General features: G+C 61.9%; 21 protein-coding genes. 15 read left to right on the plus strand and 6 right to left on the minus strand.

The window, feature by feature from the left end; genetic code table 11:
- Nucleotides 1-49: 49 nt before the first annotated feature.
- The 4 genes from QF118_RS09020 (at nucleotide 50) to QF118_RS09035 (ending at nucleotide 2,268) form a co-directional block, all read left to right on the plus strand.
- Nucleotides 50-466 (plus strand): hypothetical protein, encoded by a 417-nt coding sequence (locus QF118_RS09020; protein WP_282302292.1) that lies wholly within the window; start codon nucleotides 50-52, stop codon nucleotides 464-466.
- A gap of 284 nt (nucleotides 467-750) precedes the next feature.
- Nucleotides 751-1,263 (plus strand): PepSY domain-containing protein, encoded by a 513-nt coding sequence (locus tag QF118_RS09025; RefSeq protein WP_282302293.1) that lies wholly within the window; start codon nucleotides 751-753, stop codon nucleotides 1,261-1,263.
- Between the two features lie 66 nt (nucleotides 1,264-1,329).
- On the plus strand, nucleotides 1,330-1,743 hold the full coding sequence (locus QF118_RS09030) for a hypothetical protein (protein ID WP_282302294.1): 414 nt from the start codon (nucleotides 1,330-1,332) through the stop codon (nucleotides 1,741-1,743).
- Nucleotides 1,744-1,764: 21 nt separating this feature from the next.
- Complete coding sequence (locus QF118_RS09035; protein ID WP_394357079.1) at nucleotides 1,765-2,268, plus strand: helix-turn-helix transcriptional regulator; 504 nt, start codon at nucleotides 1,765-1,767, stop codon at nucleotides 2,266-2,268.
- A gap of 309 nt (nucleotides 2,269-2,577) precedes the next feature.
- Here QF118_RS09035 and QF118_RS09040 read toward each other — a convergent pair whose 3' ends face one another.
- The 3 genes from QF118_RS09040 to QF118_RS09050 form a co-directional block, all read right to left on the minus strand.
- The gene (locus QF118_RS09040) at nucleotides 2,578-2,955 is read right to left on the minus strand and encodes a DUF2237 family protein (RefSeq protein WP_282302441.1); all 378 of its coding nucleotides are present in this window, start codon (nucleotides 2,953-2,955) and stop codon (nucleotides 2,578-2,580) included.
- A 96-nt stretch (nucleotides 2,956-3,051) separates the two neighbouring features.
- Nucleotides 3,052-3,756 (minus strand): aminoacyl-tRNA hydrolase, encoded by a 705-nt coding sequence (gene pth, locus QF118_RS09045; protein WP_282302295.1) that lies wholly within the window; start codon nucleotides 3,754-3,756, stop codon nucleotides 3,052-3,054.
- Between the two features lie 160 nt (nucleotides 3,757-3,916).
- Nucleotides 3,917-4,558, minus strand: coding sequence for a 50S ribosomal protein L25/general stress protein Ctc (locus tag QF118_RS09050; protein WP_282302296.1), 642 nt, complete (start codon nucleotides 4,556-4,558; stop codon nucleotides 3,917-3,919).
- A gap of 173 nt (nucleotides 4,559-4,731) precedes the next feature.
- On the opposite strand from QF118_RS09050, the gene QF118_RS09055 reads away from it, so the two are divergent.
- The 3 genes from QF118_RS09055 to QF118_RS09065 all read left to right on the plus strand — a co-directional run bounded on the left by QF118_RS09055 (nucleotide 4,732) and on the right by QF118_RS09065 (nucleotide 7,908).
- Nucleotides 4,732-5,871, plus strand: a complete 1,140-nt coding sequence (locus tag QF118_RS09055) for an MFS transporter (RefSeq protein WP_282302297.1) — start codon at nucleotides 4,732-4,734, stop codon at nucleotides 5,869-5,871.
- Between the two features lie 264 nt (nucleotides 5,872-6,135).
- Complete coding sequence (locus QF118_RS09060) at nucleotides 6,136-7,242, plus strand: ParA family protein (protein ID WP_282302298.1); 1,107 nt, start codon at nucleotides 6,136-6,138, stop codon at nucleotides 7,240-7,242.
- A complete protein-coding gene (locus QF118_RS09065; protein ID WP_282302299.1) occupies nucleotides 7,243-7,908 on the plus strand; it encodes a RelA/SpoT domain-containing protein in 666 nt (221 codons plus the stop codon).
- Nucleotides 7,909-7,921: 13 nt separating this feature from the next.
- Here the strand turns inward: QF118_RS09065 and QF118_RS09070 are convergent, their stop codons facing one another.
- On the minus strand, nucleotides 7,922-9,085 hold the full coding sequence (locus QF118_RS09070) for an alpha-hydroxy acid oxidase (RefSeq protein WP_282302300.1): 1,164 nt from the start codon (nucleotides 9,083-9,085) through the stop codon (nucleotides 7,922-7,924).
- Nucleotides 9,086-9,236: 151 nt separating this feature from the next.
- Between QF118_RS09070 and QF118_RS09075 the strand changes: the two genes are divergently transcribed.
- The gene (locus QF118_RS09075) at nucleotides 9,237-9,782 is read left to right on the plus strand and encodes a heme NO-binding domain-containing protein (protein ID WP_282302301.1); all 546 of its coding nucleotides are present in this window, start codon (nucleotides 9,237-9,239) and stop codon (nucleotides 9,780-9,782) included.
- Between the two features lie 18 nt (nucleotides 9,783-9,800).
- A complete protein-coding gene (locus tag QF118_RS09080; RefSeq protein ID WP_282302302.1) occupies nucleotides 9,801-11,216 on the plus strand; it encodes an ATP-binding protein in 1,416 nt (471 codons plus the stop codon).
- Here the strand turns inward: QF118_RS09080 and trpA are convergent.
- Complete coding sequence (gene trpA, locus QF118_RS09085; protein ID WP_282302303.1) at nucleotides 11,165-11,956, minus strand: tryptophan synthase subunit alpha; 792 nt, start codon at nucleotides 11,954-11,956, stop codon at nucleotides 11,165-11,167. The two genes, QF118_RS09080 and trpA, sit on opposite strands and share 52 nt — an antisense overlap.
- An 88-nt stretch (nucleotides 11,957-12,044) precedes the next feature.
- Here trpA and QF118_RS09090 point away from each other — a divergent pair, with 88 nt between their 5' ends.
- From QF118_RS09090 to QF118_RS09100, 3 genes are all read left to right on the plus strand, one after another.
- On the plus strand, nucleotides 12,045-12,935 hold the full coding sequence (locus QF118_RS09090) for an NAD-dependent epimerase/dehydratase family protein (protein ID WP_282302304.1): 891 nt from the start codon (nucleotides 12,045-12,047) through the stop codon (nucleotides 12,933-12,935).
- 97 nt (nucleotides 12,936-13,032) lie between these two features.
- Nucleotides 13,033-14,043 carry a polyphosphate kinase 2 gene (ppk2, locus tag QF118_RS09095; RefSeq protein WP_282302305.1) on the plus strand — a complete coding sequence of 337 codons (1,011 nt, stop codon included), beginning with the start codon at nucleotides 13,033-13,035 and terminating at the stop codon, nucleotides 14,041-14,043.
- A gap of 81 nt (nucleotides 14,044-14,124) precedes the next feature.
- Nucleotides 14,125-15,486, plus strand: a complete 1,362-nt coding sequence (locus tag QF118_RS09100) for an MATE family efflux transporter (RefSeq protein WP_282302306.1) — start codon at nucleotides 14,125-14,127, stop codon at nucleotides 15,484-15,486.
- 18 nt (nucleotides 15,487-15,504) lie between these two features.
- On the opposite strand, the gene QF118_RS09105 is transcribed toward QF118_RS09100, so the two are convergent.
- A complete protein-coding gene (locus QF118_RS09105; RefSeq protein WP_282302307.1) occupies nucleotides 15,505-15,906 on the minus strand; it encodes a VOC family protein in 402 nt (133 codons plus the stop codon).
- Between the two features lie 130 nt (nucleotides 15,907-16,036).
- Between QF118_RS09105 and ychF the strand changes: the two genes are divergently transcribed.
- The 3 genes from ychF to QF118_RS09120 all read left to right on the plus strand — a co-directional run bounded on the left by ychF (nucleotide 16,037) and on the right by QF118_RS09120 (nucleotide 20,552).
- A complete protein-coding gene (ychF, locus tag QF118_RS09110) occupies nucleotides 16,037-17,134 on the plus strand; it encodes a redox-regulated ATPase YchF (protein WP_282302308.1) in 1,098 nt (365 codons plus the stop codon).
- 149 nt (nucleotides 17,135-17,283) lie between these two features.
- The gene (locus QF118_RS09115; RefSeq protein ID WP_282302309.1) at nucleotides 17,284-19,422 is read left to right on the plus strand and encodes a calcium-binding protein; all 2,139 of its coding nucleotides are present in this window, start codon (nucleotides 17,284-17,286) and stop codon (nucleotides 19,420-19,422) included.
- Between the two features lie 152 nt (nucleotides 19,423-19,574).
- Nucleotides 19,575-20,552, plus strand: coding sequence for an SLAC1 anion channel family protein (locus QF118_RS09120; RefSeq protein ID WP_282302310.1), 978 nt, complete (start codon nucleotides 19,575-19,577; stop codon nucleotides 20,550-20,552).
- Nucleotides 20,553-20,555: the final 3 nt, after the last annotated feature.

The following is a 20,555-nucleotide window of genomic DNA, read 5'->3' on the forward strand; positions in this document are numbered from 1 at the left end:
GCAATGTGACGCGCATTCGAGTAAACGACCCTTCGGGAGGAATTCACAGATGACCGATACCAAACGCCTTGCCCTGACCGTTGCCGCCTGCCTTCTGGCCACGTCCGCCTTTGCCGACAAGCACGAGCAGACCCGCGAACAGCTGCGCGCGGCAGGCTGTGGCGGTGAGATCACCGAGACAGACAGCGAAAAGGGCCACGAATTCCGCTGCCAGCTGGGCAGCGGCGGCGAAGCCCACGTGGTGGTTGACCCCGACACCGGCGAGGTGATCGAGCAGGGCAAATACCGCAACGGCGAACGCGTCGGAGAGGACGTGATCCCCGAAAAGCACCACAAGGACGATGGCGTCAAATACGGCGACCAGACCCAGACCGGCAACGACGACAAGGGCGAAGAGCACAGCAACGACGACGGCGTCGGCGGCGGTGACCACAGCCACGAAAAAAGCCAGACCGGCAAGAATTGACACGGCCACAGACCACCACTCACAGACCAATGGACCGGCGCCTTTTGGGGGGGGGCGGTCCTGCCCGTTCAGGGCCGCAGGTCATGCGTTTTGCGGGATAGTAAGGGAAATCAACAGGTTAAACTGGCCATAAACCATGGTTTAGACGGCTCTACCGCGGGTTTATTGCGCCCCGATTAAACCTCGCGGCAATATCCATCAGGCCCGGTCGAGGGCAGTTATGTCCCTGTGGCGCCACCGTCCCAAACGGCGCCCGTTCGATCAAACCAACAAGGATATGACAGATGTTCCCCAAACTCATGCTTTCGACCGGTGCCGCCCTTTTGCTGGGCTCCATGGCGCTTGCTGACGCCTTCACCGATCAGGTTGTGGCGCAATTGCAGGATCAGGGTTTCCGGACGACGGAAATCAAGACAAGAAACGGTCAGACGAAATTCGAGGCCGTGCGCGGCACTCAAAAGATCGAAGTCGTCTATGATCGCACCACCGGGCAGGTCGTCAGCCAGGAAACCTATTTCCTGGATGCCAACGACAGCGGCTCTGGCCCGCAAACCGGCGGGTCCGGGTCCAGCGATGACAGTTCCGGCGACGACCACGGCAGCGACGATCACGAAAGTGAAGACCATGGCAGCGACGATCACGAAAGCGATGACCATGGCAGCGACGATCACGAAAGTGACGACCATGGCAGCGACGATCACGAAAGCGATGACCATGGCAGCGATGACGATGATGATGACGACCACGATGACGACGACCACGATGATGATGACGACGAAGAAGACGATGACGATTGATCGCGGTCTCTGAATGCGAGAAAAGGGCCCTTGCCCATCGGGCAGGGGCCCCAAGGAGTTTTCCGAATGAAGCGCAGAGATTTCCTGATAGCCGGCAGTTGCGGCCTTGCCCTCGTGCTTGGCGGGCAGGCGGCCTATGCGCAGACCGCGCAGGATCAGGTGATCCGCCAGCTGAAAACGCTGGGTTACACCTCGATCCGGGTGCGGCGCACCTTGCTGGGCCGGGTGCGCATCCTTGCGCAGGGCCGTCCGGGCAGCCGCGAAATCGTCCTTGACCCCGCCACCGGCACCATCCTGCGCGACTATAGCGTTCTGCCTCAGGACAGCCGCGATCGCGGCACGTCCTCCGCGTCCGGTGGCAGCAGGGATGACGACAGCAAGACCGACGACGACAAGGACGACGACGACAAGGACGACCAGGACGACGATCACGACGACGACAACGATGACAACGACGACGGGGACGACGATGACGATTGATCCCGCCGCAGGAGCTGCGCGTTGAAAGCCTGGCTCGGGATAGGTCCGCTGATGGCCTTGCAGCTGGTCTGCGGGCTGTTCCTGCTTTGGAACATCCTTCCCGGCCTCCTGGGCTTTCAGACCCCGCCCATCGCCTGGGTCTATTACGAATTGTTCGAAATCGGCGCGGTTCTGGCGCTGATCCTTGGCGTGGTGGTCAATGCCTCGGTGCTGCGCCATTCCCTGCGCCGTCAGCGCGCCGCCGAAAAATCCCTGCGTCTCGCCTCGGGCGCCTTCATGGATGTGCTGGAAGAACGCTTTGACGAATGGGGCCTGACCCCTGCCGAACGCGACGTCGCGCTTTTCGCGATCAAGGGCCTGTCCGTCTCGGAAATCGCGGCCATGCGCGCCACCTCCGAAGGCACGGTCAAGGCACAAAGCAACGCCATCTACCGCAAGGCCGGCGTGACCGGCCGGCCCCAGCTGCTGTCCCTGTTCATCGAAGACCTGATGGACGACAGCGCCGCCCAGATCGCCGCGCAATAGCGCGTTCCCCCCAAAACCACGCCCCGACGCCCCATTGCCCTGCGCTTCTTGTGGATAAATCTCGGGATAGGCCGTGTATATACGCAACGGCGGCGAAAACCGCGCCCAGAGGCCCGCAGAATGTCCGATATCTTCAGCGCTGACCATCGAAATCCAGCACCCCAAGGCCCGGATGCGGCCAGGCCAATCCGCCGCCATCCAGACCCGCCGCCGCGCCGCGCGGCTGCAGATTTCGAACAATCCCGCACAATGTCAAAAGGGCCGCCAAACCGGGCGACCCTTTCATATCAATCTCTTACAGGGCGGGCTTCAGATATCTTCTGAAGAATGCTCTTTCAGAATATCAATCTGAACGATCTCCAGCGCCCGCTGATGCGTTGCCGCAAGATGCACCCGTGGCGCGCAGCCTTCTTCGTGGGCCTGCAGGAACCGGCTGGCGCACAGGCACCAGCGGTCACCGGGCGCCAATCCGGCAAAGCCGAATTCGGGGCGCGGCGTCGACAGGTCATTGCCGACATACTTGGAATAGGCCAGGAATTCGGCCGTCATCACCGCACAAACCGTATGGCTTCCGTGATCCTCGGCGCAGGTGTTGCAATGGCCGTCGCGGAAATACCCCGTAACGGGCGCCGTGCCGCAAACTTCAAGAACACCCCCCAGGACGTTGATTGACTGATCTTTTTCCATCATTCCCTTGTCCTTGTCTGACCCTTGTCTGACCCTTGTCTGATCCTGCTGCCGCTTAACGCACCACCCTTGCCACCGCGCCGCGACGGGGCGGGCCTATGACCCCTGGCGGAACCGGTCCGCCAGCTTTTGCAGCGCGCTGCGGGTGTCGTCCGGCTCGGTCTGCGGCTCTGGCTTGGGGGCCGGTTTGGCGGCCTCGGCGGCGGCCGGTTTCGCCGCCTTCGAACTGCGCGCCGGCGCCATGCGCAGCGCCACAGCGTTCTGGAACCGCGGCGCATCGCCATCGGCCAGGGCCGCGGCGCCATCGGAAATGCCGCGCAGAAGATCGTCCAGCCACTCTTCGTCGGCCTTGTGGAAATCGTGCAGCACATAGGCCGCGACCAGCTCCTTTCGGCCCGGATGGCCGATGCCCAGGCGCACGCGCTGATAGGCCTCGCCGATATGGCCGTGGATCGACCGCAGGCCGTTGTGGCCAGCATGGCCGCCGCCCATCTTGACCCGGCATTTGCCCGGGGCCAGATCCAGCTCGTCGTGGAACACGGTGATGTCGCCCGGCTCCAGCTTGTAGAACCGCATCGCCTCGCCGACCGACTGGCCGGACAGGTTCATGAAGGTCTCGGGCTTGAGCAGCAGCACCTTGTCGCCGCCCAGCCGCCCTTCGGCGATCTGGCCGTTGAACTTGGATTTCCACGGACCAAAGCCGTGGTCCTGCGCGATCCGGTCCAGCGCCATGAACCCGATGTTGTGCCGGTTGCGGGCGTATTTTCCGCCGGGATTCCCAAGGCCTACGAAAATCTGCACTGCTGCCTCCCTTGGCTGCTCTGGCCCTTATCTAGTGCGCATGCCCCGGGCAGGGAACCCGTTTCTTGCCCTGCCGCGCCGCATGCCTGCCGGGGCCTTCCAAAGAAAAAGGCCCCCGCCGGATGGCAGGGGCCTGATCTGTCCCGAAAAGGGGCGGGGATTACTCCTCGCCGCCCTCTTCTGCGACTGCTTCTTCGACGTCATCCTCGTCTTCGTTCTCGGCCGAGCGCAGGCCCGACGGAGCCGAGATGTTCGCGATCACGAAATCACGCGCGATGGTGACCTTGGCGCCTTCGGGCAGGGTCACGTCGCTGATGTGCACGATGTCGCCGATTTCCATGCCGGCCAGATCGACAACGATCTTTTCGGGGATGTCACCGGCGGTCACGATCAGGTCAACCTCGGGGCGGACAACGGTCAGAACGCCGCCCTTCTTGATGCCCGGTGCGGTTTCTTCGTTGATGAACTCGACCGGGATGAACAGGTTGATCTTCGAGGTGCGGCGCAGGCGCATCAGGTCGACGTGCGTCGGCAGGTCCTTGACCACGTCACGCTGCACATCGCGGCAGATCACGCGCACGTCTTCCTGGCCTTCAACCTTGAGGTTGAACAGGGTCGACTTGAAGCGGCCCTGCTTGAGGCGCTTGAACAGCTCGTTGAACGGAATGCTGATCGGCAGCGGCTCTTGTTCGCCACCAAAAACGATCCCCGGAACCATGCCATTACGGCGTGCCTGACGAGCGGCGCCCTTGCCTGTCCCCGTCCGTTCCTGGGCTACGAGATCAGGAATCTCTCCAGCCATTTGTATTCTCCAATATGTCTAGGGCAGGGTGCCTCCAAGGCTGTCACCCCGCGTGAAGCCGTGCGCGTAAACCGGATTGCCCCGTTTGGCAAGCGGATTCGCGGCCTTTGGCGTGTCAGTCCGAAGCTTTTCGTGAATGGACAGGGCGTTGAGTCCGTGAAAAATGCACGGTCATGTTCAAGGATCTGTATCTTGCGCGCGGCCCGCTGGCCGCATTCGTTGCCGAAGGCCTGGCCTGGGGCAGTTTCGCGGCCCTTGTGCCGGCGCTCAAACCGCAGGCGGGGCTTAGCGATGCGGCCCTTGGCACGGCGCTTTTGGTGGCGGCGGTGATGGCCTTTGGCGCCATGTGGGCGGCCCCCCACATGGACCGCCTGCTGCGCAACTGGACCATGCCGATCCTGCTGGGGGTCATGGTCGCGGGGTTTTTGCTGGCCAGCACGGCCGCGGGCTGGGGCATCTTTGCGCTGGCCATGGCCCTGGCGGCGATCGGGGCGGGGTCGACGGATGTGGCGATGAACGCCCGGATCTCGGTGCTCGAGGCGGCGCATGGGCGGCCCTTGATGAACATGGCGCACGGGATATTTTCGCTGTCCTACGCGATTGCGGCGATTTCGGGCGGGCTGGCGCGCGAGGCGGGTTTGTCGCCCTTGCAGGTCTATCTGCTGATCGGAGCGGTGATCCTGGGGCTGGTGCTGGTGATGCTGGCGGCGCCGGTGTCGGACAGCGATGCAGAGCCGGGGACGCGGGGGGGCGCGCCTTTGCGCTGGGGGTTTTTGTTGCCTGTCGGGGCGATTGTCTTGATCGGCTTCATGGCCGAGCAGGCGACCGAGGGGTGGTCGGCTTTGCACCTGGAGCGGACCCACGGGGCGGGGGCGGCTGAGGGGGCTTTGGGGCCTGCGATATTGGGGCTGACGATGGCCGTGGGGCGGTTTTCGGGGCAGGCGCTGGCGCATCGGTTGGATGAGGCTGCGGTGCTACGCTGGGCGGCGGGGCTGGCGGCTTTGGGGGCCTTGGTGGCGGCCTGGGGGCCGGGGCTGGGATATGGGTATGCGGGCTTTGCGATGCTGGGGCTGGGGGTGTCTGTGGTGGCGCCTATGGCCTTTGCCTGGGCGGGGCGGATGACGGCTTCGGGGTCGAAGGCTTTGGCGATCAGCCGGGTGGCGGTTCTGGGCTATGCGGGGTTCTTTATCGGGCCGCCGATCATGGGGTTTCTGAGCCAGGGATACGGGCTTTCGATATCGTTTACGGCCATGGCGGTGGGGCTGGGATTGATCCCGCTGGTGCTGGTGGGGATCGTGGCCCGGAGGGGGTGATTGGGGCCCCGGATGAAAGCTGTGACCCCCAAGGTTTCGCGGCGAAACCTTGTTTGTTAACAATGGGTTAATGGTCTCCCATTCGCAACAGAACTAATGTTCTGATGTGTGGAGGGATGAAGCCTTCGTTGGCATTTGGTACTTGTTTGCGTCTATTCGGAACATCTGTGTGCCGGATGCAGTCTGAGATAAAGGTATTGTTGAAAAAAGCTTATCGCTTCTTTACTGATGGTTGTAAGGTGGCCTGTCGCATCGGAAAAGTGAATGAAGATACTTACTGTGTTTAACAACAAAGGTGGTGTGGGGAAAACCACTCTAACTTATCATATGGCGCATGCTCTCGCAGAGAAAGGGGTGCGCGTGCTGATGATTGACTTGGATCCACAATGCAATCTTACAGTTTATGCTCTAGAGGAGGAGGTTATTGAGAAGATTTGGTTGCCAGAGGACGACTTTATTGAGGACTTCAAGGCGGCTCGTGGGGAAATGAGCGAGAAAAAGTTTAATAAATTTTCGTCTCAACAACGCTCTGTTCATTTTGCGCTCAAGCCAATTGAAGATGGTACTGAAGAGTTGCGGGAGCTCCCGCCGCCTCTGAACATAACCGACAACTTGGATTTGGTTCCAGGTCGATTGACGTTGCACACATTTGAATCGAAGGTCGCCGAAAGGTTTTCAAGTGTCTACTCCGGAGATCCATTGTCCATTCGAACTGCTACTGCCGTTCGAGCTATGGCGGAAAGTTATGCGGACGATTACAATTATGATATCGTGGTGCTGGATACGTCGCCATCTCTGGGAGCATTGAATAGAAATGTTCTGAGCCAAGCTGATGCTTTCATCATTCCAGGTAACCCGGATTTGTTTTCCGTCTATGGGATTCGAAATATTGGTGCAGCTTTGGGGCAGTGGAAGAAGCAGTACGATAGCATATTCACTCTTCTATCTGACGCCAAGCGTCATAAGTTTTCGAAACAGTTTGTGAAATTTTTGGGTTTCACTCTCTATAATGCCCGTAGGCTGCAGGGATCGAAGTCTACTAATGAGATGGGTATCGCTACGGCACACTACAATTATGCTAAAAAGTTGCCTGACGTAGTGTTCTCGGCAATACCATCTGATCTAATGGCGGGAGTTGATAAGGCCCGCCTGAAGGTAAGTATTGGTGATGAGGCTGTGATTTATGGCCACAATACTTTGCCGAGTATGGCTCAGAAGTATCACCTGCCAATGTGGCTATTGCCATCGAGCAACGATTTGGAGCCAGACGACGCTCGTACTATTCGCGGGAACAAAAGAATTTACGAGGCAACGCAGGGAGCTTACGCAAAGTTCGCGGCGGATGTGATTGATCGACTGAAGGCCGTTTAAATGGAAGATGCTGAGTGGAATGACTTTGAGGCCGCTTACTTGGCGGGCCGAGAAGATACTGAAATTTTCATGGATGGTGTTCAGAAGTTTTTTTCGCGCCATTCTCTTCTAAAGACGGACGGAGTGTCTGTGGTTCACTCAATTAAGGCCAGAATGAAGGGGTTGGAAAATTTAAGAGCGAAAATTGAAAGAAAGAATAGTGAGGGGAGAGGGATTACTCCGGAAAACTTGTTTGAAGAAGTAACTGATCTTGCTGGGGTTAGGCTATTGCTTCTATTTCAAGGGGACTTTGCAACAGTCGATGCTGCGATTCGAGCAAAGGTGGAAGGAGAAGATTGGGTATTTCATGAGCGGCCGAAGGCTTTTACATGGGACCCTGAAGCTTCTTTGTTCTTCAAGAATTTCGATCTGCAAGTCGACCAAAGGGACACCAGTTACACGAGTGTTCATTACCTTTTGAAGCCGCGTGCAGACCGCCCAATTTGTTGCGAACTGCAAGTTCGGACTCTGTTTGAGGAAATATGGGGTGAGATCGATCATAGAATAAATTATCCTGTCCCGACAGACAACGTTTCGTGTCGAGAGCAGTTGAAAGTTCTGTCGAAGATCGTTGGGGCCGGTAGCAGGCTTGCTGACTCTATTCAGAGGTCTTTGGAAAAAGACTGATTCAAGCCGCCCCTCACTCCCATTCCCCACTGAACCCCTTTGGGACCATGAGGATGTCTCGGTCGACGCCTTTGATGTCGCGGTGGCCGCACAGCGCCATGGACATGTCGAGTTCCTTGTGGATGACCTCGAGCGCCTTGGTTACGCCGGCCTCTCCCATCGCGCCCAGACCATAGACGTAGGCGCGGCCGATCCAGCAGCCTTTGGCGCCCATGGCGACGGCCTTGAGCACGTCCTGGCCCGAGCGGATGCCTGAATCGAGGTGGACTTCGATCTTGTCTCCGACCGCGTCCATGATGGGTTCGAGCGCGCGGATCGAGGAGAGGGCGCCGTCAAGCTGGCGGCCGCCGTGGTTCGACACGACGATGGCGTCGGCGCCGACGTTCAGCGCCTGCAGCGCATCGCGGGGGTCCATGATGCCCTTGATGATCAGGGGGCCATCCCACATCTTGCGGAACTCGCGGATGCGGTCCCAGTTGAGGGATTGGTCAAAGCTTTCGGCGGTCCAGGTGGTCAGCGAGGAGGCGTCGGAGACCCCCTTGGCGTGGCCGACGATATTGCCGAAGAAGCGGCGTTTGGTCTGCAACATGCCAAGGCCCCACTGCACCTTGGTCATCATGTTGGCGATGGATTTCGGGGTCAGCTTGGGCGGGGCAGAGAGGCCGTTCTTGACGTCCTTGTGGCGCTGGCCGAGCAGTTGCAGATCGACGGTGATGACGGCGGCGGAGCAGTTGGCGTCCTTTGCGCGGTCAAAGAGGTTCTGCATGAAGGTGTCGTCCTTGAGGGTGTAGACCTGCATCCAGAAGGGTTTGGAGGTGTTTGACGCCACATCCTCGATCGAGCAGATGGACATGGTGGAGAGGCAATAGGGGACGCCGAATTTTTCGGCCGCGCGGGCGGCTTTGATTTCGCCGTCGAAGTGCTGCATCCCGGTGAGGCCGACGGGGGCGAGGGCGACGGGCATGGAGACGTCCTGGCCGATCAGCTGGGTCGCGGTCGAGCGGTTGGCCATGTCGAGGGCGACGCGCTGGCGCAGGTAGATGTCATCGAAGTCCGAGGAGTTTTCGCGGAAGGTCTGTTCGGACCAGGAGCCGGATTCGCAGTAGTCGTAGAACATCTTGGGGACGCGGCGGCGGTAGATGCGCTTGAGGTCCTCGATTTCGGTGATGACGGGCATGGCGGGACTCGCGTTTTTCCTGAATTGGTAAGGTTGCTTTACCAATGTTGCGGGGTGGGTGCAATGTGACTTTGGCGCACAGGCATTTTAAGCGGGGATTCATAGCTTTTGTCTAGGCAGGAGGCGATGGCCGGCGCAAAGGGAGAGACCTGTGAAGGGACTGGTTTTTACGGAACTGCTTGAAATGGCCGAGTCGGCCCTGGGCGAAGAGGTGGTCGACGAGGTGCTGGACGGGCTGGAACTGGAGGGCGGCGGGGCCTATTCGGCGGTCGGGTCCTATCCGTGTTCGGAGCTGTTCGGGATCGTCGGGGCGCTGAGCGCGCGGACGGGGATTTCGGGGGACGAATTGCAGCGGCAGTTCGGGCATTGGATGTTCGGGCGGTTTTCGGTGAACTACCCGGGGTTCTTCGAGGGCAAGGCCAATGCGCTGGAAATGCTGGATGCGATCGAAAGCGAGGTGCACGTCGAGGTGCGCAAGCTGTATCCCGATGCAGAGCTGCCGACCTTTGCCACGACCTGGCGCAACGATCGCGAGCTGTTGTTGAACTATTCGTCGTCGCGGCCGCTGGTGGCCTTTTGCCATGGGCTGATCGAGGCCTGTCTTGTGCATTTCGGCCATCCGGGGCAGTTGCGGCAATCGCGGCAGCTGGAGGGCGAGGGGCATGCGGCGACCTTTCTGATCAAGCTGGACGCCTGACCTGTGTGGCACAAGCCCGTGACCCCGCCTTCGGACAAGGTATCGCGCCAGCGCTATGAACGCGAACGGCTGGCGCGCAAGGAGGTGGAGTCGCTTCTGGAGGTCAAGTCGCGGGCGCTGTACCAGGCGAACGAGGAATTGCGCGCCCAGGCCCGGCATCTGGAAGAGGAGGTCAGGCGGCGCACGGCGGATCTGGAGGCGGCGAAAACCCTGGCCGAACACGCGAGCGAGGCGAAGAGCAGCTTTCTGGCGATGATCAGCCATGAAATCCGCACGCCGCTGAACGGGCTTTTGGGGATGGGCGCGGCGCTGTCGGAAAGCGGGCTGAACGACGAGCAGGCCGAGATGGTTTCGCTGATGCAATCGTCGGGCGACATGCTTTTGTCGCTGCTCAACGACATCCTGGACCTGAGCAAGATCGAGGCCCGGCAGATGGAGATCGAAAGCATCGGCTTTGATCTGCCCGCGCTGGTCGAGGAACAATGCCAGATGTATGCGCCAAGGGCGCGGGAAAAGGGGCTGAGCTTTGCCCTGCACATCGAGGACAGCGCAAGACGCCATATCCAAAGCGATCCGACGCGGCTGCGGCAGGTGATCAGCAACCTGTTTTCCAACGCGACCAAGTTCACCACCTCGGGCGGGATCGAGGTGCGGCTGTGGGTCGAGGACGGGCAGGTGCGCTGCCGGGTGTCGGACACCGGGCCGGGGGTCGATCCATCGCGCCAGGACAGCCTGTTCAAGGCCTTTTCGCAGGCCGAATCCTCGATCACCCGGCGCTTTGGGGGCACCGGGCTGGGGCTGGCCATCTCGCGCGAGATGTGCCGGCTGATGGGCGGGGATCTTGTCTATGACGCGCGCGAGGGCGGCGGGTCGGAATTCGTGGCGAGCATCGCCGCGCGCGAGGCAGTCAGCCCGCCAGACGGCCACGACAGCGCCGATGCCGATTACGAGATGATCCTGGTCAGCCAGCCCTGGCGCGTGCTGGCCGCCGAGGACAACATGACCAACCAGCAGGTCCTGCGCCTGATGCTGCGGCGCTATGGGCTGGACATGGTGATGGTGAACGATGGCGCGGCGGCGGTCGCGGCGCATTGTTCGAACCCGTTCGATTTGATCCTGATGGATGTGAACATGCCCGAAATGAACGGGCTGGAGGCGGCAAGCTATATCCGCCAGTTCGAAATCGCGCGGGACCTGCCGCGCGTTCCGATCATTGCCCTGACCGCCAATGCCATGACCCATCAGGTACAGGATTACCTGCGGCAGGGCATCGACGCCCATGTCGCCAAACCGGTGCGCCGCGAGGTGTTGGCGCGCGCCATGGCGGGCATGCTGGCCCCCTTGTGCCAGGGGCCAGAGGCGCCGTCAGGCGCGGCGGCGGATCAGGCGGAATGCGCGCCGTCGGCCAGTGTCTTGACGAAGGACAGCACCTGATCGACGCCCTTGCCCTTGGCCAGTTCCGACACGATGGCCGAGCCGACAACACAGCCATCGGCCACGCCGGCAATCTCGCGCGAGGTTTCGGGGGTGCGGATGCCAAAGCCGACGATCACGGGAATATCGGTCTGGGCCTTGATGCGGGCGACCTCGGGGGCGACATCGGCGGCCTGCGCGGCGGCGGCGCCGGTGATCCCGGTGATCGAGACGTAATAGACAAAGCCCGAGGTGTTCTGCAGCACCTTGGGCAGGCGTTTGTCATCGGTGGTGGGCGTGGCAAGGCGGATGAAGTTCAGCCCGGCCTTTTGCGCCGGAATGCACAGCTCGTCGTCTTCTTCGGGGGGCAGGTCGACGACGATCAGCCCGTCGATCCCGGCCTCTTGGGTGTCGGCCAGGAACTTGTCGACGCCGCGCGAATAGATCGGGTTGTAATAGCCCATCAGCACGATCGGCGTGTCATTGTCGCCGGCGCGAAAGTCGCGGACCATTTGCAGGGTCTTTGACAGTGTCATCCCGCCTTCGAGCGCGCGCTGACCGGCCAGCTGGATGGTTTCGCCATCGGCCATGGGATCGGTGAAGGGCACGCCCAGTTCGATGATGTCGACACCGGCGCCGGGCAGCCCCTTCATCACCGCAAGCGATGTGTCATAGTCCGGATCGCCCGCCATGATGTAGGAAACGAAAGCTTTCTTTCCATCCTTGCGCAGCTTTGCGAAAGTGGCGTCGATACGTGTCATGGTCATTCCTCTTGCGTGCTGGTGTTCTGTTGCCGGAAGCGCGGGGGAAAATCAATGGCCGATACGGCGGATGCAAGAGGAGAGTGTGATGCGGATTGCCTTTACAGGAGGAAGCGGCAAGGCGGGGCGGCATATTCTGCCGATGCTGGTCGAGAATGGTCATCAGGTGTTGAACCTGGACCTGCAGCCGCTGGAGGCGCCGGGGGTCGACAACCTGATCGTTGATCTGACCGACGCGGGGCAGGTGTTTTCGGCCCTGTCGGGGTATAGCAACTTTGGCGAATTGGAGCCGGGGACGGGGGTGCCGACGTTCGACGCGGTGGTGCATTTCGCGGCCCTGGCGCGGATCCTGATCCAGCCAGATACCGAGACCTTTCGGGTCAACACGCTGTCGACCTACAACGTCATGGAGGCGGCGGTAAAGCTGGGCATTCCCAAGGTGGTCTTTGCCAGTTCGGAAACCACCTATGGCGTGTGTTTTGCCGATGGGATGCGCAGGCCCGCCTATATCCCGGTGGACGAAGAGCACCCGACCGTGCCCGAGGACGCCTATGCCATGAGCAAGGTCTGCAACGAGGTCACGGGGCGGTCGTTTCAGGCGCGCAGCGGCATCGACATCTATGGTCTGCGGATCAACAACGTGATCGAGCCGAGTGAGTACGAGGCGGCCTTTCCGGCCTATCTGGAGGACGCCAGCCTGCGGCGGCGCAACATCTTTGGCTATATCGACGTGCGCGATCTGGGGCAGATGGTGGAGCGGTGTTTGCAGGTGGATGGGCTGGGCTATGAGGTGTTCAACGTCTCGAACGACGATCTGTCGGTGGGGCTGAGCAACGATGAGGTGCGCGCGCGGTTCTATGAAGGCGTGCCAGTCAAGCGCGAGATGGCGGGGAACGACACGATGTATTGCAACCGCAAGGCCAAGCGGATGTTGGGATTTGCGCCCCGGTACAGCTGGCGGGACGTGTTGAAGGGGTAGCAGGGGGCCACAAAGCGGCCCGGATTTGACAGGTGTCAAGGTGGGGATGCGGGCAAAGGGATAAGATTGCGCCAACCATTCGAGAAAAGGAAAGCGCATGACGACACCGACCGCCCAGACCGCCAAAGCCGCCCCCGTGACGGCGCCGAAGCCTGCTGCCAATGCCGCGCCTGCCGTGGCCAAACCGGATGTCGCCGCGCCCGCCGCCCCTGCGGCCAAACCCGCCGCCAAGGCCAAGGACAGCAAGGCGCCGTCGCCCGCCGATATCCGCCGTGCATTCGAGACCGGCGAGTATCCTTACAAGTCGCGGCTGTCGCGTCGCGAGTATGAAAAGCAAAAGGCGCAGTTGCAGGCGGAACTGCTCAAGGTGCAGATCTGGGCGCAGGAGACCGGGCAGAAGTTCGTGCTGTTGTTCGAAGGGCGCGATGCGGCGGGCAAGGGCGGCACGATCAAGCGCTTTACCGAACACCTGAACCCGCGAAATGCCCGCGTCGTGGCGCTGAACAAGCCCACCGATGTGGAGCGCGGCCAATGGTATTACCAACGCTACATCCAGCACCTGCCCACCGCCGGGGAAATCGTGCTGTATGACCGGTCGTGGTACAACCGCGCCGGGGTCGAGCGGGTCATGGGGTTCTGCGAGCCGAACGAATACCTCGAGTTCATGCGCCAGACCCCGGATCTGGAGCGGATGCTGGTCCGGTCGGGCATCCGGCTGTACAAATACTGGTTCTCGGTCACGCAGGCCGAACAGCGCCGCCGCTTTGAAAGCCGCGAACACGATCCGCTGAAACAGTGGAAGCTGTCGCCGATCGACAAGGCCTCGTTGAACAAGTGGGACGATTACACCGAGGCGAAAGAGGCGATGTTTTTCTACACCGATACCGCCGATGCGCCCTGGACCGTGGTCAAATCCGACGACAAGAAGCGCGCGCGCCTGAACACCATGCGCCATTTCCTGGCGACGCTGGATTACCCCGGCAAGGACCACGCCATTGCCACCGCGCCCGATCCGCTGATCGTGGGCGGGGCGGGGCATGTCATCCACCGGTCCGAGCATATCCTGGGCACCGCGCTGCACCCCGATACGCGCAAGCATGGTGGCTGAAGGGCAACCAGCGGCATGACCATCACCGGCCCGGCGCGCGGTGCCCTTGCAAGGGCTGCGCGCCGGACGTAAGCCGGGGATATGTCCAGTGAACCGATGCGATTTGGCGGCCATACCCGCGCCGTCCTGACCCTTGGCCTGCCGATGATCGGCGGGCATCTTGCGCAACTTGCCATCGGCTTGACCGACACCGTCATGATGGGCTGGTACGGCGTGCCGGAACTGGCGGCGCTGACGCTGGCGGGGTCGTATTTCTTTACGCTGTTCCTGCTGGGATCGGGCTTTGCCTGGGCGATCATGCCCATGGTGGCCAATTTCGCCGCGCAAGACGACGAGGTGCAGATTCGCCGGGCCACGCGCATGGCGCTGTGGCTGTCGCTGCTGTTCTTTGTGGCGGTCATGCCGCTGTTCTGGTTTTCGGGCACCATCCTGCTGATGCTGGGCCAGACCGAGGACAGCGCCGCGCTGGCGCAGACCTATCTGCGCATCGCCGGCTGGGGCATGTTGCCGGCGCTGGGGGTCATGGCCTTCAAAAGCTATCTGGCGGGGCTGGAATACACCCGCGTCGTGCTGTGGGTCACCATCGCGGCGGCGGTGGTGAACGGCTTTGCCAACTATGCCTTTGTCTTTGGCAACTGGGGCGCGCCGGAACTGGGGATCTCGGGGGCGGCGCTGGCCTCGGTCGCGTCAAGCTCGGCGGGGTTCGGGCTGGTGGTGCTTTATGCGGTGAACCTGTTGCCAGAGCACCGGATTTTCGTCCGCTTCTGGCGCCCCGACTGGGAGATGTTCCGCCAGGTTTTCGCCCTTGGCCTGCCCATCGGGCTGACGACGCTGGCCGAAGTGGCGCTGTTCGCGGCCTCGGCGGTGCTGATGGGGCTGCTGGGCACCGTGCCGCTGGCGGCGCATGGGGTGGCTTTGCAGATCACCACGGCGACCTTCATGATCCAGATGGGCCTGTCGAACGCCGCCACGGTGCGCGCGGGCAATGCGCTGGGCCGGGGTGATGCGGCGCATCTGGCCATGGGGGCCAAGGTCGTGGTCGTGCTGGGGGCGATTGGCGTGGCGCTGTCCATCGCCGCCTTTCTGCTGATCCCCGAGCAGCTGATCGGCCTGTTCGTCGACAGCGCCGACCCTTCCCGCGACGAGATCATCGCCATTGGCACCCGCCTGCTGGCCATGGCGGCGCTGTTCCAGCTGGTCGATGCGGCGCAGGTTCTGCACCTGGGCCTGCTGCGCGGGTTGCAGGACACCCGCGTGCCGATGGTGGTCGCGGCGCTGGCATATTGGGCGGTGGGGATGCCGGCGGCCTGGGCCTTTGGCATTGCCTGGGGCATGGGCGGCGTCGGCGTCTGGCTGGGGCTGACGCTGGGGCTGACGGTGGCGGCGGTGCTGCTGGCATGGCGGTTCTGGACGGTCGGCCTTCGGCTGGTGGCGCGCGCCTGACGGGGGGGGGCGCCCGCGCTATTCGACGTGGATCATCCACGGTACACCGAATTTGTCCGTCGCCATGCCAAAGCCCCGGGCCCAGAACTGTTCGCCGTAGGGCATGATGACGGACCCGCCATCGCTGAGCCTGTCGAACAGGGCCTTGCCCTTGTCGATATCGCCAAGATCGATCTGGATGGTGAAACCCTTGTAGCCGTCAAAGGGCATTTGCCCGATGTTGTCAGAACCTTGCAGCCAGAATCCATCGGTCTTGATACCGGCGTGGGCGACCCGATCCTGCATGCCGTCGGGCACCATCGAGGTGTCGGGCATCTCGTTGTATTTCATGATCTGAAGGTCGCCGCCAAGAAGGCCATGGTAGAAGCGCATGGCCGCTTCGCAGTTGCCGTCGAATGTCAGGTAGGGATTGAGTCGCATGGGTCACCTTTCGTGTCTGCGCGGCAGCGCGCGGGTGCAGCGTATCACGCCCTTGCATCGCGCCAAGGGGAAGAGTAGACCCCGCGCGGGCTTTGGCCCTTTGGTTTCAAGCACGGCAGGAGCGCAGGACATGGGATTTCGTATGGGCATCGTGGGGCTTCCCAATGTGGGGAAATCGACGCTTTTCAACGCTTTGACCAAGACGGCCAGCGCGCAGGCGGCGAACTTTCCTTTCTGCACGATCGAACCCAACGTGGGCGAGGTGGCCGTGCCCGACGCGCGGCTGGACACGCTGGCGGCGATTGCCGGGTCGAAACAGATCATTCCGACGCGCATGACCTTTGTGGATATCGCGGGGCTGGTCAAAGGCGCGTCGAAGGGCGAGGGGCTGGGCAACCAGTTTCTGGCCAACATCCGTGAAACCGACGCGATTGCCCATGTGCTGCGCTGTTTCGAGGATGACGACGTGACCCATGTGGATGGCCGTGTCGATCCGGTGGCCGATGCCGAAACCATCGAGACCGAGCTGATCATCGCCGACATGGAAAGCCTGGAAAAGCGGTTGCAGAACATCGTGCGCAAGGTGCGCGGCGGCGACAAGGAGGCGGTCCAGCAGGAGCGCCTGATGAAGCTGGCGCTGGCCGCGCTGGAAGAGGGCAAGCCCGCCCGCGTGGTCGAGGTGGACGCCGAGGACCAAAAGCAGTGGAAGATGTTGCAGTTGCTGTCGTCGAAACCGGTGCTGTACGTCTGCAACGTCGACGAAAGCGAAGCCGCGACAGGCAACGCGCTGAGCGACCGGGTCGGAGAGATGGCGGCGGCGCAGGGCAATTCCCACGTGGTGATCAGCGCCAAGATCGAGGAAGAGATCAGCCAGCTGGACGCGGACGAAGCCGCTGAATTCCTTGGGGAACTGGGGCTGGAAGAGGCAGGTCTGGATCGTCTGATCAAGGCCGGTTACGAATTGCTGCACCTGCAGACCTATTTCACCGTCGGCCCGAAAGAGGCGCGCGCCTGGACGATCCGCAAGGGCACGCTGGCGCCGCAGGCGGCCGGGGTGATCCACGGTGATTTCGAAAAGGGTTTCATCCGCGCCGAAACCATCGCCTATGCCGATTTCATCGCTTGCAAGGGTGAACAGGGCGCCAAGGATGCAGGCAAGATGCGCGCCGAGGGCAAGACCTATGAGGTCAAGGACGGCGACGTGCTGCATTTCCTGTTCAGCAAGTAAGGCGGGGTAGGACCCGAGTCTTTTTCGCAACGCTGACGGGGCTTTGAAAGTTTTCCGGGTTTGCGCGGTTGACGCTAAGTCGCGCCATTCCGATTGTGTCCGCGGCCAACACGTGTTGGTTGATTTGATACAATTGAGAGTAGGCGGCGATGACGATTGCAGGCAACAAATGGGATAACCTTCTGACCGGAACGGCAGGGGACGACTCAATTATCGGGCGCGGGGGCAATGACACCCTGCTGGGACAGGACGGGGCCGATACCCTGAAGGGCGGCAACCAAGACGACAGCCTTGGCGGCGGTCTGGGTGATGACGTTCTTAGCGGCAACCGGCACAACGACACGCTGTATGGCAACGAAGGCAACGACAAGCTGTACGGCGGGGCGGACGACGATCTGCTGTATGGCGGGTCGGGCAATGATACGCTGAACGGCGGCAAGGGCAGCGATGTGCTGTTTGGCGGGACGGGCGACGACATCCTGCGCGCGGCCGCCAGCGACGGCAGCGACACCATCGACGGCGGCGAGGGCAATGACCGCGCCTATCTCGCGGGCGATCAGGCGGATTATAGCGTGCAATGGCTGGGCGGGACCGAGGTTCTTTTGACCCACTCGGGCGGCAACACCACGCTGCTGCGCGACGTGGAAACCATCACGTTCGGCGATGGCACGGTGGATTTTCACACGCTGTCGGGCGCGCCGAAATACAACCTTGTGGCCACCGGCATCACCGCCGGACCGACGGTGGATCAGGGCAATTACCTGAGCATCACGCATGACTACATCGCCGCGTTCGATCCGGTTCCGGGCGGCACGCCGGTGCAGATGACGCTGTATATCTCGACCACGCCGGACATGACCGGGGTTGTGGAAACCCGGCTGGTGACCTCGGGGTCGTTTGGCGATCGCAGCACCTTCAGCATCCCCAGCAGCGTTGAGATCGGCTGGGACTACGCCCCCGGCACCTATTACGTCATGGGCGCGATCGACACCAACGACAGCTTTGACGAAACCGACGAGACCGACAATGCCACCGAATGGACCAGTTTCGAGGTGATCGAGACCGCGCAGCCCGTGGCCGATGCGGCGGCGACCGGGATCACCTATGAAACCCCCTGGGGCGGCGGTGATTGGGATCTGACCACCAACAACGGCAATTTCGACGTGACGGTGGATCTGGCCAACGAAAGCACGCTGAGCGGCGTGCGCGGCTTTGGCTATAGCGTGGTTCTGAGCGCGGATGCGGTGTTCGACGCCTCGGACATCGTGCTGGGCACCGGCACCATCAGCCTTGATCCCGCAGAAACGGGCAGCGCGACAGTGAATGTCGAATTGTCGGACATTGCGGCGCCGGGCGACTATCACATCGGCGTTGTGGTCGGGGACCGGTTCTTTGACTATGGCAGCTATGCCTATGTCGATGACGCGGACCTGTCGGACAACGTGCTGTTCACCCCGATCAGCTTTGTCGGCGGCATCACCACGGGGACCGAGGGCAATGACCTGCTGCAAGGCACGTCAGGCGACGATACGATCCTTGGGCTGGGCGGCGATGATACGCTGGCGGTCACGCTGGGCGGCGACGACTATGCCGATGGCGGGGCGGGCACCGATGTACTGGACCTGTCGGGCATCGCGCCGCGCACGGATGGCACCGGGGTTCGGGTCTTTGATACCTATTCCGGCAATACCATCGAGGTGATCCAATATTCGCCAACGGATTTCATCGTCGTCGCGGAAAATTTCGAAGCGGTGATTGGCACCGAGGGCAATGACGAATTCACCTTTGTCGGCGGCCCCAGCGGGCTGAGCGTTTATGGCGGCGGCGGCGATGACGTCATGCTGGGCGGCGACGATCCGCATCACTACTTTGGCGGCGACGGAAACGACGTGATCATGGGGTCAGAGGCAGGCTTTGTCTATGGCACGCCCAATGACACGATCGACGGCGGCGCGGGCGATGATTCCATCTATGGCGGGGCCGAGGACGATCTGCTGACCGGCGGCACCGGGGCGGATGTGTTCAGCTATTACGTCTATCCCGGGGATGGGTTTTACGACGACGGCAACGACACGATCACCGATTTCGACGTGATCGAGGACGTGGTGCAGGTCACCTATGATCCAGGCACGACCGCGCCGGAACTGGCCGACATCGTCACCCAGACGCCCGAGGGCGCGCTGATCACCCTGGCCGATGGCGAATCCGTGCTGCTGCAAGGCGTCGATGCGGCGCTGTTGACCACGACCAACGTGGACTTGATCCAGGACGAATACGACATGTTCTAAGGCGGTTATTTGCGGTCTTTCGGGGCCTTTGGCGTCGCGGGGAAACCTGCGGCGCCTTTTTGTTTGTTTCGGGCAGTTTGATCTGGCTCAACGCGGGTGGGCGGGCAATATTCCAGAAGCAGGATGTATCTTTTGCACAGACAGGCCCGACCATGACACAGACCGCCCTTGATCCCGCCGAACCAAGGCTTGCGCATTTTCCCGTGACCTTCTTTGCCACCGTGATGGGGCTGGCGGGGCTGACCTTGGCGCTGCATCTGGCCGAAACGCGCTTTGGCTGGGGGCATGGCGCGTCGACCCTGGCGTTGTGGGTGACGATTGCGGATTTTGTCGGGGTGGCGCTGTTGTTCGCGCTCAAGGCGCTGCGCCATCCCGGGGCCATCGCGGGCGAATGGAACCACCCGGTCAAGCTGGCGTTTTTCCCGGCGATCTCGATTTCGCTGATGCTGATCGCGACGGCCTTGCGGGCGGATTTCGGGCAGGCTGCGCTGGTGGTCTGGAGCGTCGGGGCGGCCTTGCAGGCAGTGCTGTTCCTGTCGGTGATTTCGGGCTGGATCGGGCGCAGGCCGTTTCAGCCGATGCACATCTCACCGGCGTGGTTCATCCCGGCGGTGGGCAACGTGGTGGCGCCGGTGGCAGGGGTGTCGCTGGGCTTTGTCGAGCTGTCGTGGCTGTTCTTTGCCACAGGGCTGGTGTTCTGGATCGTGCTGCTGACGCTGGTGATGAACCGGCTGATCTTTCACGATCCGCTGCCCGGGCGGCTGTATCCGACGCTGGTGATCCTGATCGCGCCGCCTGCGGTGGGCTTTCTGGCGTGGTTGCAGCTGAACGGCGGGCAGCTGGATGCCTTTGCGCGGATTTTGTATTACGCCGGGATCACCTTTGCCGGGATCGTGGCGATGCAGGGCCCGGCGATCGCGCGGCTGCCTTTCGCGCTGTCGTGGTGGGCGCTGAGCTTTCCGATCGCGGCGCTGACCATCGCGACGCTGCGCTATGGCGCGCTGGCGGGGTCGGGGGCGCATGACCTGCTGGGCGGCGCGCTGCTGGCGCTGCTGCTGGCGGTCGTGCTGGGGCTGATCGCGCGCACCGCGCTGGCCGCAACGCGGGGCGAGATCTGCCGGCCGGAATAGCCG

The sequence above is a fragment of the Tropicibacter oceani genome, assembly GCF_029958925.1.
GTDB lineage: Bacteria > Pseudomonadota > Alphaproteobacteria > Rhodobacterales > Rhodobacteraceae > Pacificoceanicola > Pacificoceanicola oceani.

What these genes read in the sequence shown, in the direction of transcription:
- QF118_RS09020 (WP_282302292.1), top strand. Translation starts at nt 50, where the DNA reads ATGACCGATACCAAACGCCTTGCCCTGACCGTTGCCGCCTGCCTTCTG.
- QF118_RS09025 (WP_282302293.1), top strand. Translation starts at nt 751, where the DNA reads ATGTTCCCCAAACTCATGCTTTCGACCGGTGCCGCCCTTTTGCTGGGC.
- QF118_RS09030 (WP_282302294.1), top strand. Translation starts at nt 1,330, where the DNA reads ATGAAGCGCAGAGATTTCCTGATAGCCGGCAGTTGCGGCCTTGCCCTC.
- QF118_RS09040 (WP_282302441.1), bottom strand. Translation starts at nt 2,955, where the DNA reads ATGGAAAAAGATCAGTCAATCAACGTCCTGGGGGGTGTTCTTGAAGTT.
- QF118_RS09050 (WP_282302296.1), bottom strand. Translation starts at nt 4,558, where the DNA reads ATGGCTGGAGAGATTCCTGATCTCGTAGCCCAGGAACGGACGGGGACA.
- QF118_RS09055 (WP_282302297.1), top strand. Translation starts at nt 4,732, where the DNA reads ATGTTCAAGGATCTGTATCTTGCGCGCGGCCCGCTGGCCGCATTCGTT.
- QF118_RS09060 (WP_282302298.1), top strand. Translation starts at nt 6,136, where the DNA reads ATGAAGATACTTACTGTGTTTAACAACAAAGGTGGTGTGGGGAAAACC.
- QF118_RS09065 (WP_282302299.1), top strand. Translation starts at nt 7,243, where the DNA reads ATGGAAGATGCTGAGTGGAATGACTTTGAGGCCGCTTACTTGGCGGGC.
- QF118_RS09070 (WP_282302300.1), bottom strand. Translation starts at nt 9,085, where the DNA reads ATGCCCGTCATCACCGAAATCGAGGACCTCAAGCGCATCTACCGCCGC.
- trpA (WP_282302303.1), bottom strand. Translation starts at nt 11,956, where the DNA reads ATGACACGTATCGACGCCACTTTCGCAAAGCTGCGCAAGGATGGAAAG.
- QF118_RS09090 (WP_282302304.1), top strand. Translation starts at nt 12,045, where the DNA reads ATGCGGATTGCCTTTACAGGAGGAAGCGGCAAGGCGGGGCGGCATATT.
- ppk2 (WP_282302305.1), top strand. Translation starts at nt 13,033, where the DNA reads ATGACGACACCGACCGCCCAGACCGCCAAAGCCGCCCCCGTGACGGCG.
- QF118_RS09100 (WP_282302306.1), top strand. Translation starts at nt 14,125, where the DNA reads ATGTCCAGTGAACCGATGCGATTTGGCGGCCATACCCGCGCCGTCCTG.
- QF118_RS09105 (WP_282302307.1), bottom strand. Translation starts at nt 15,906, where the DNA reads ATGCGACTCAATCCCTACCTGACATTCGACGGCAACTGCGAAGCGGCC.
- ychF (WP_282302308.1), top strand. Translation starts at nt 16,037, where the DNA reads ATGGGATTTCGTATGGGCATCGTGGGGCTTCCCAATGTGGGGAAATCG.
- QF118_RS09115 (WP_282302309.1), top strand. Translation starts at nt 17,284, where the DNA reads ATGACGATTGCAGGCAACAAATGGGATAACCTTCTGACCGGAACGGCA.
- QF118_RS09120 (WP_282302310.1), top strand. Translation starts at nt 19,575, where the DNA reads ATGACACAGACCGCCCTTGATCCCGCCGAACCAAGGCTTGCGCATTTT.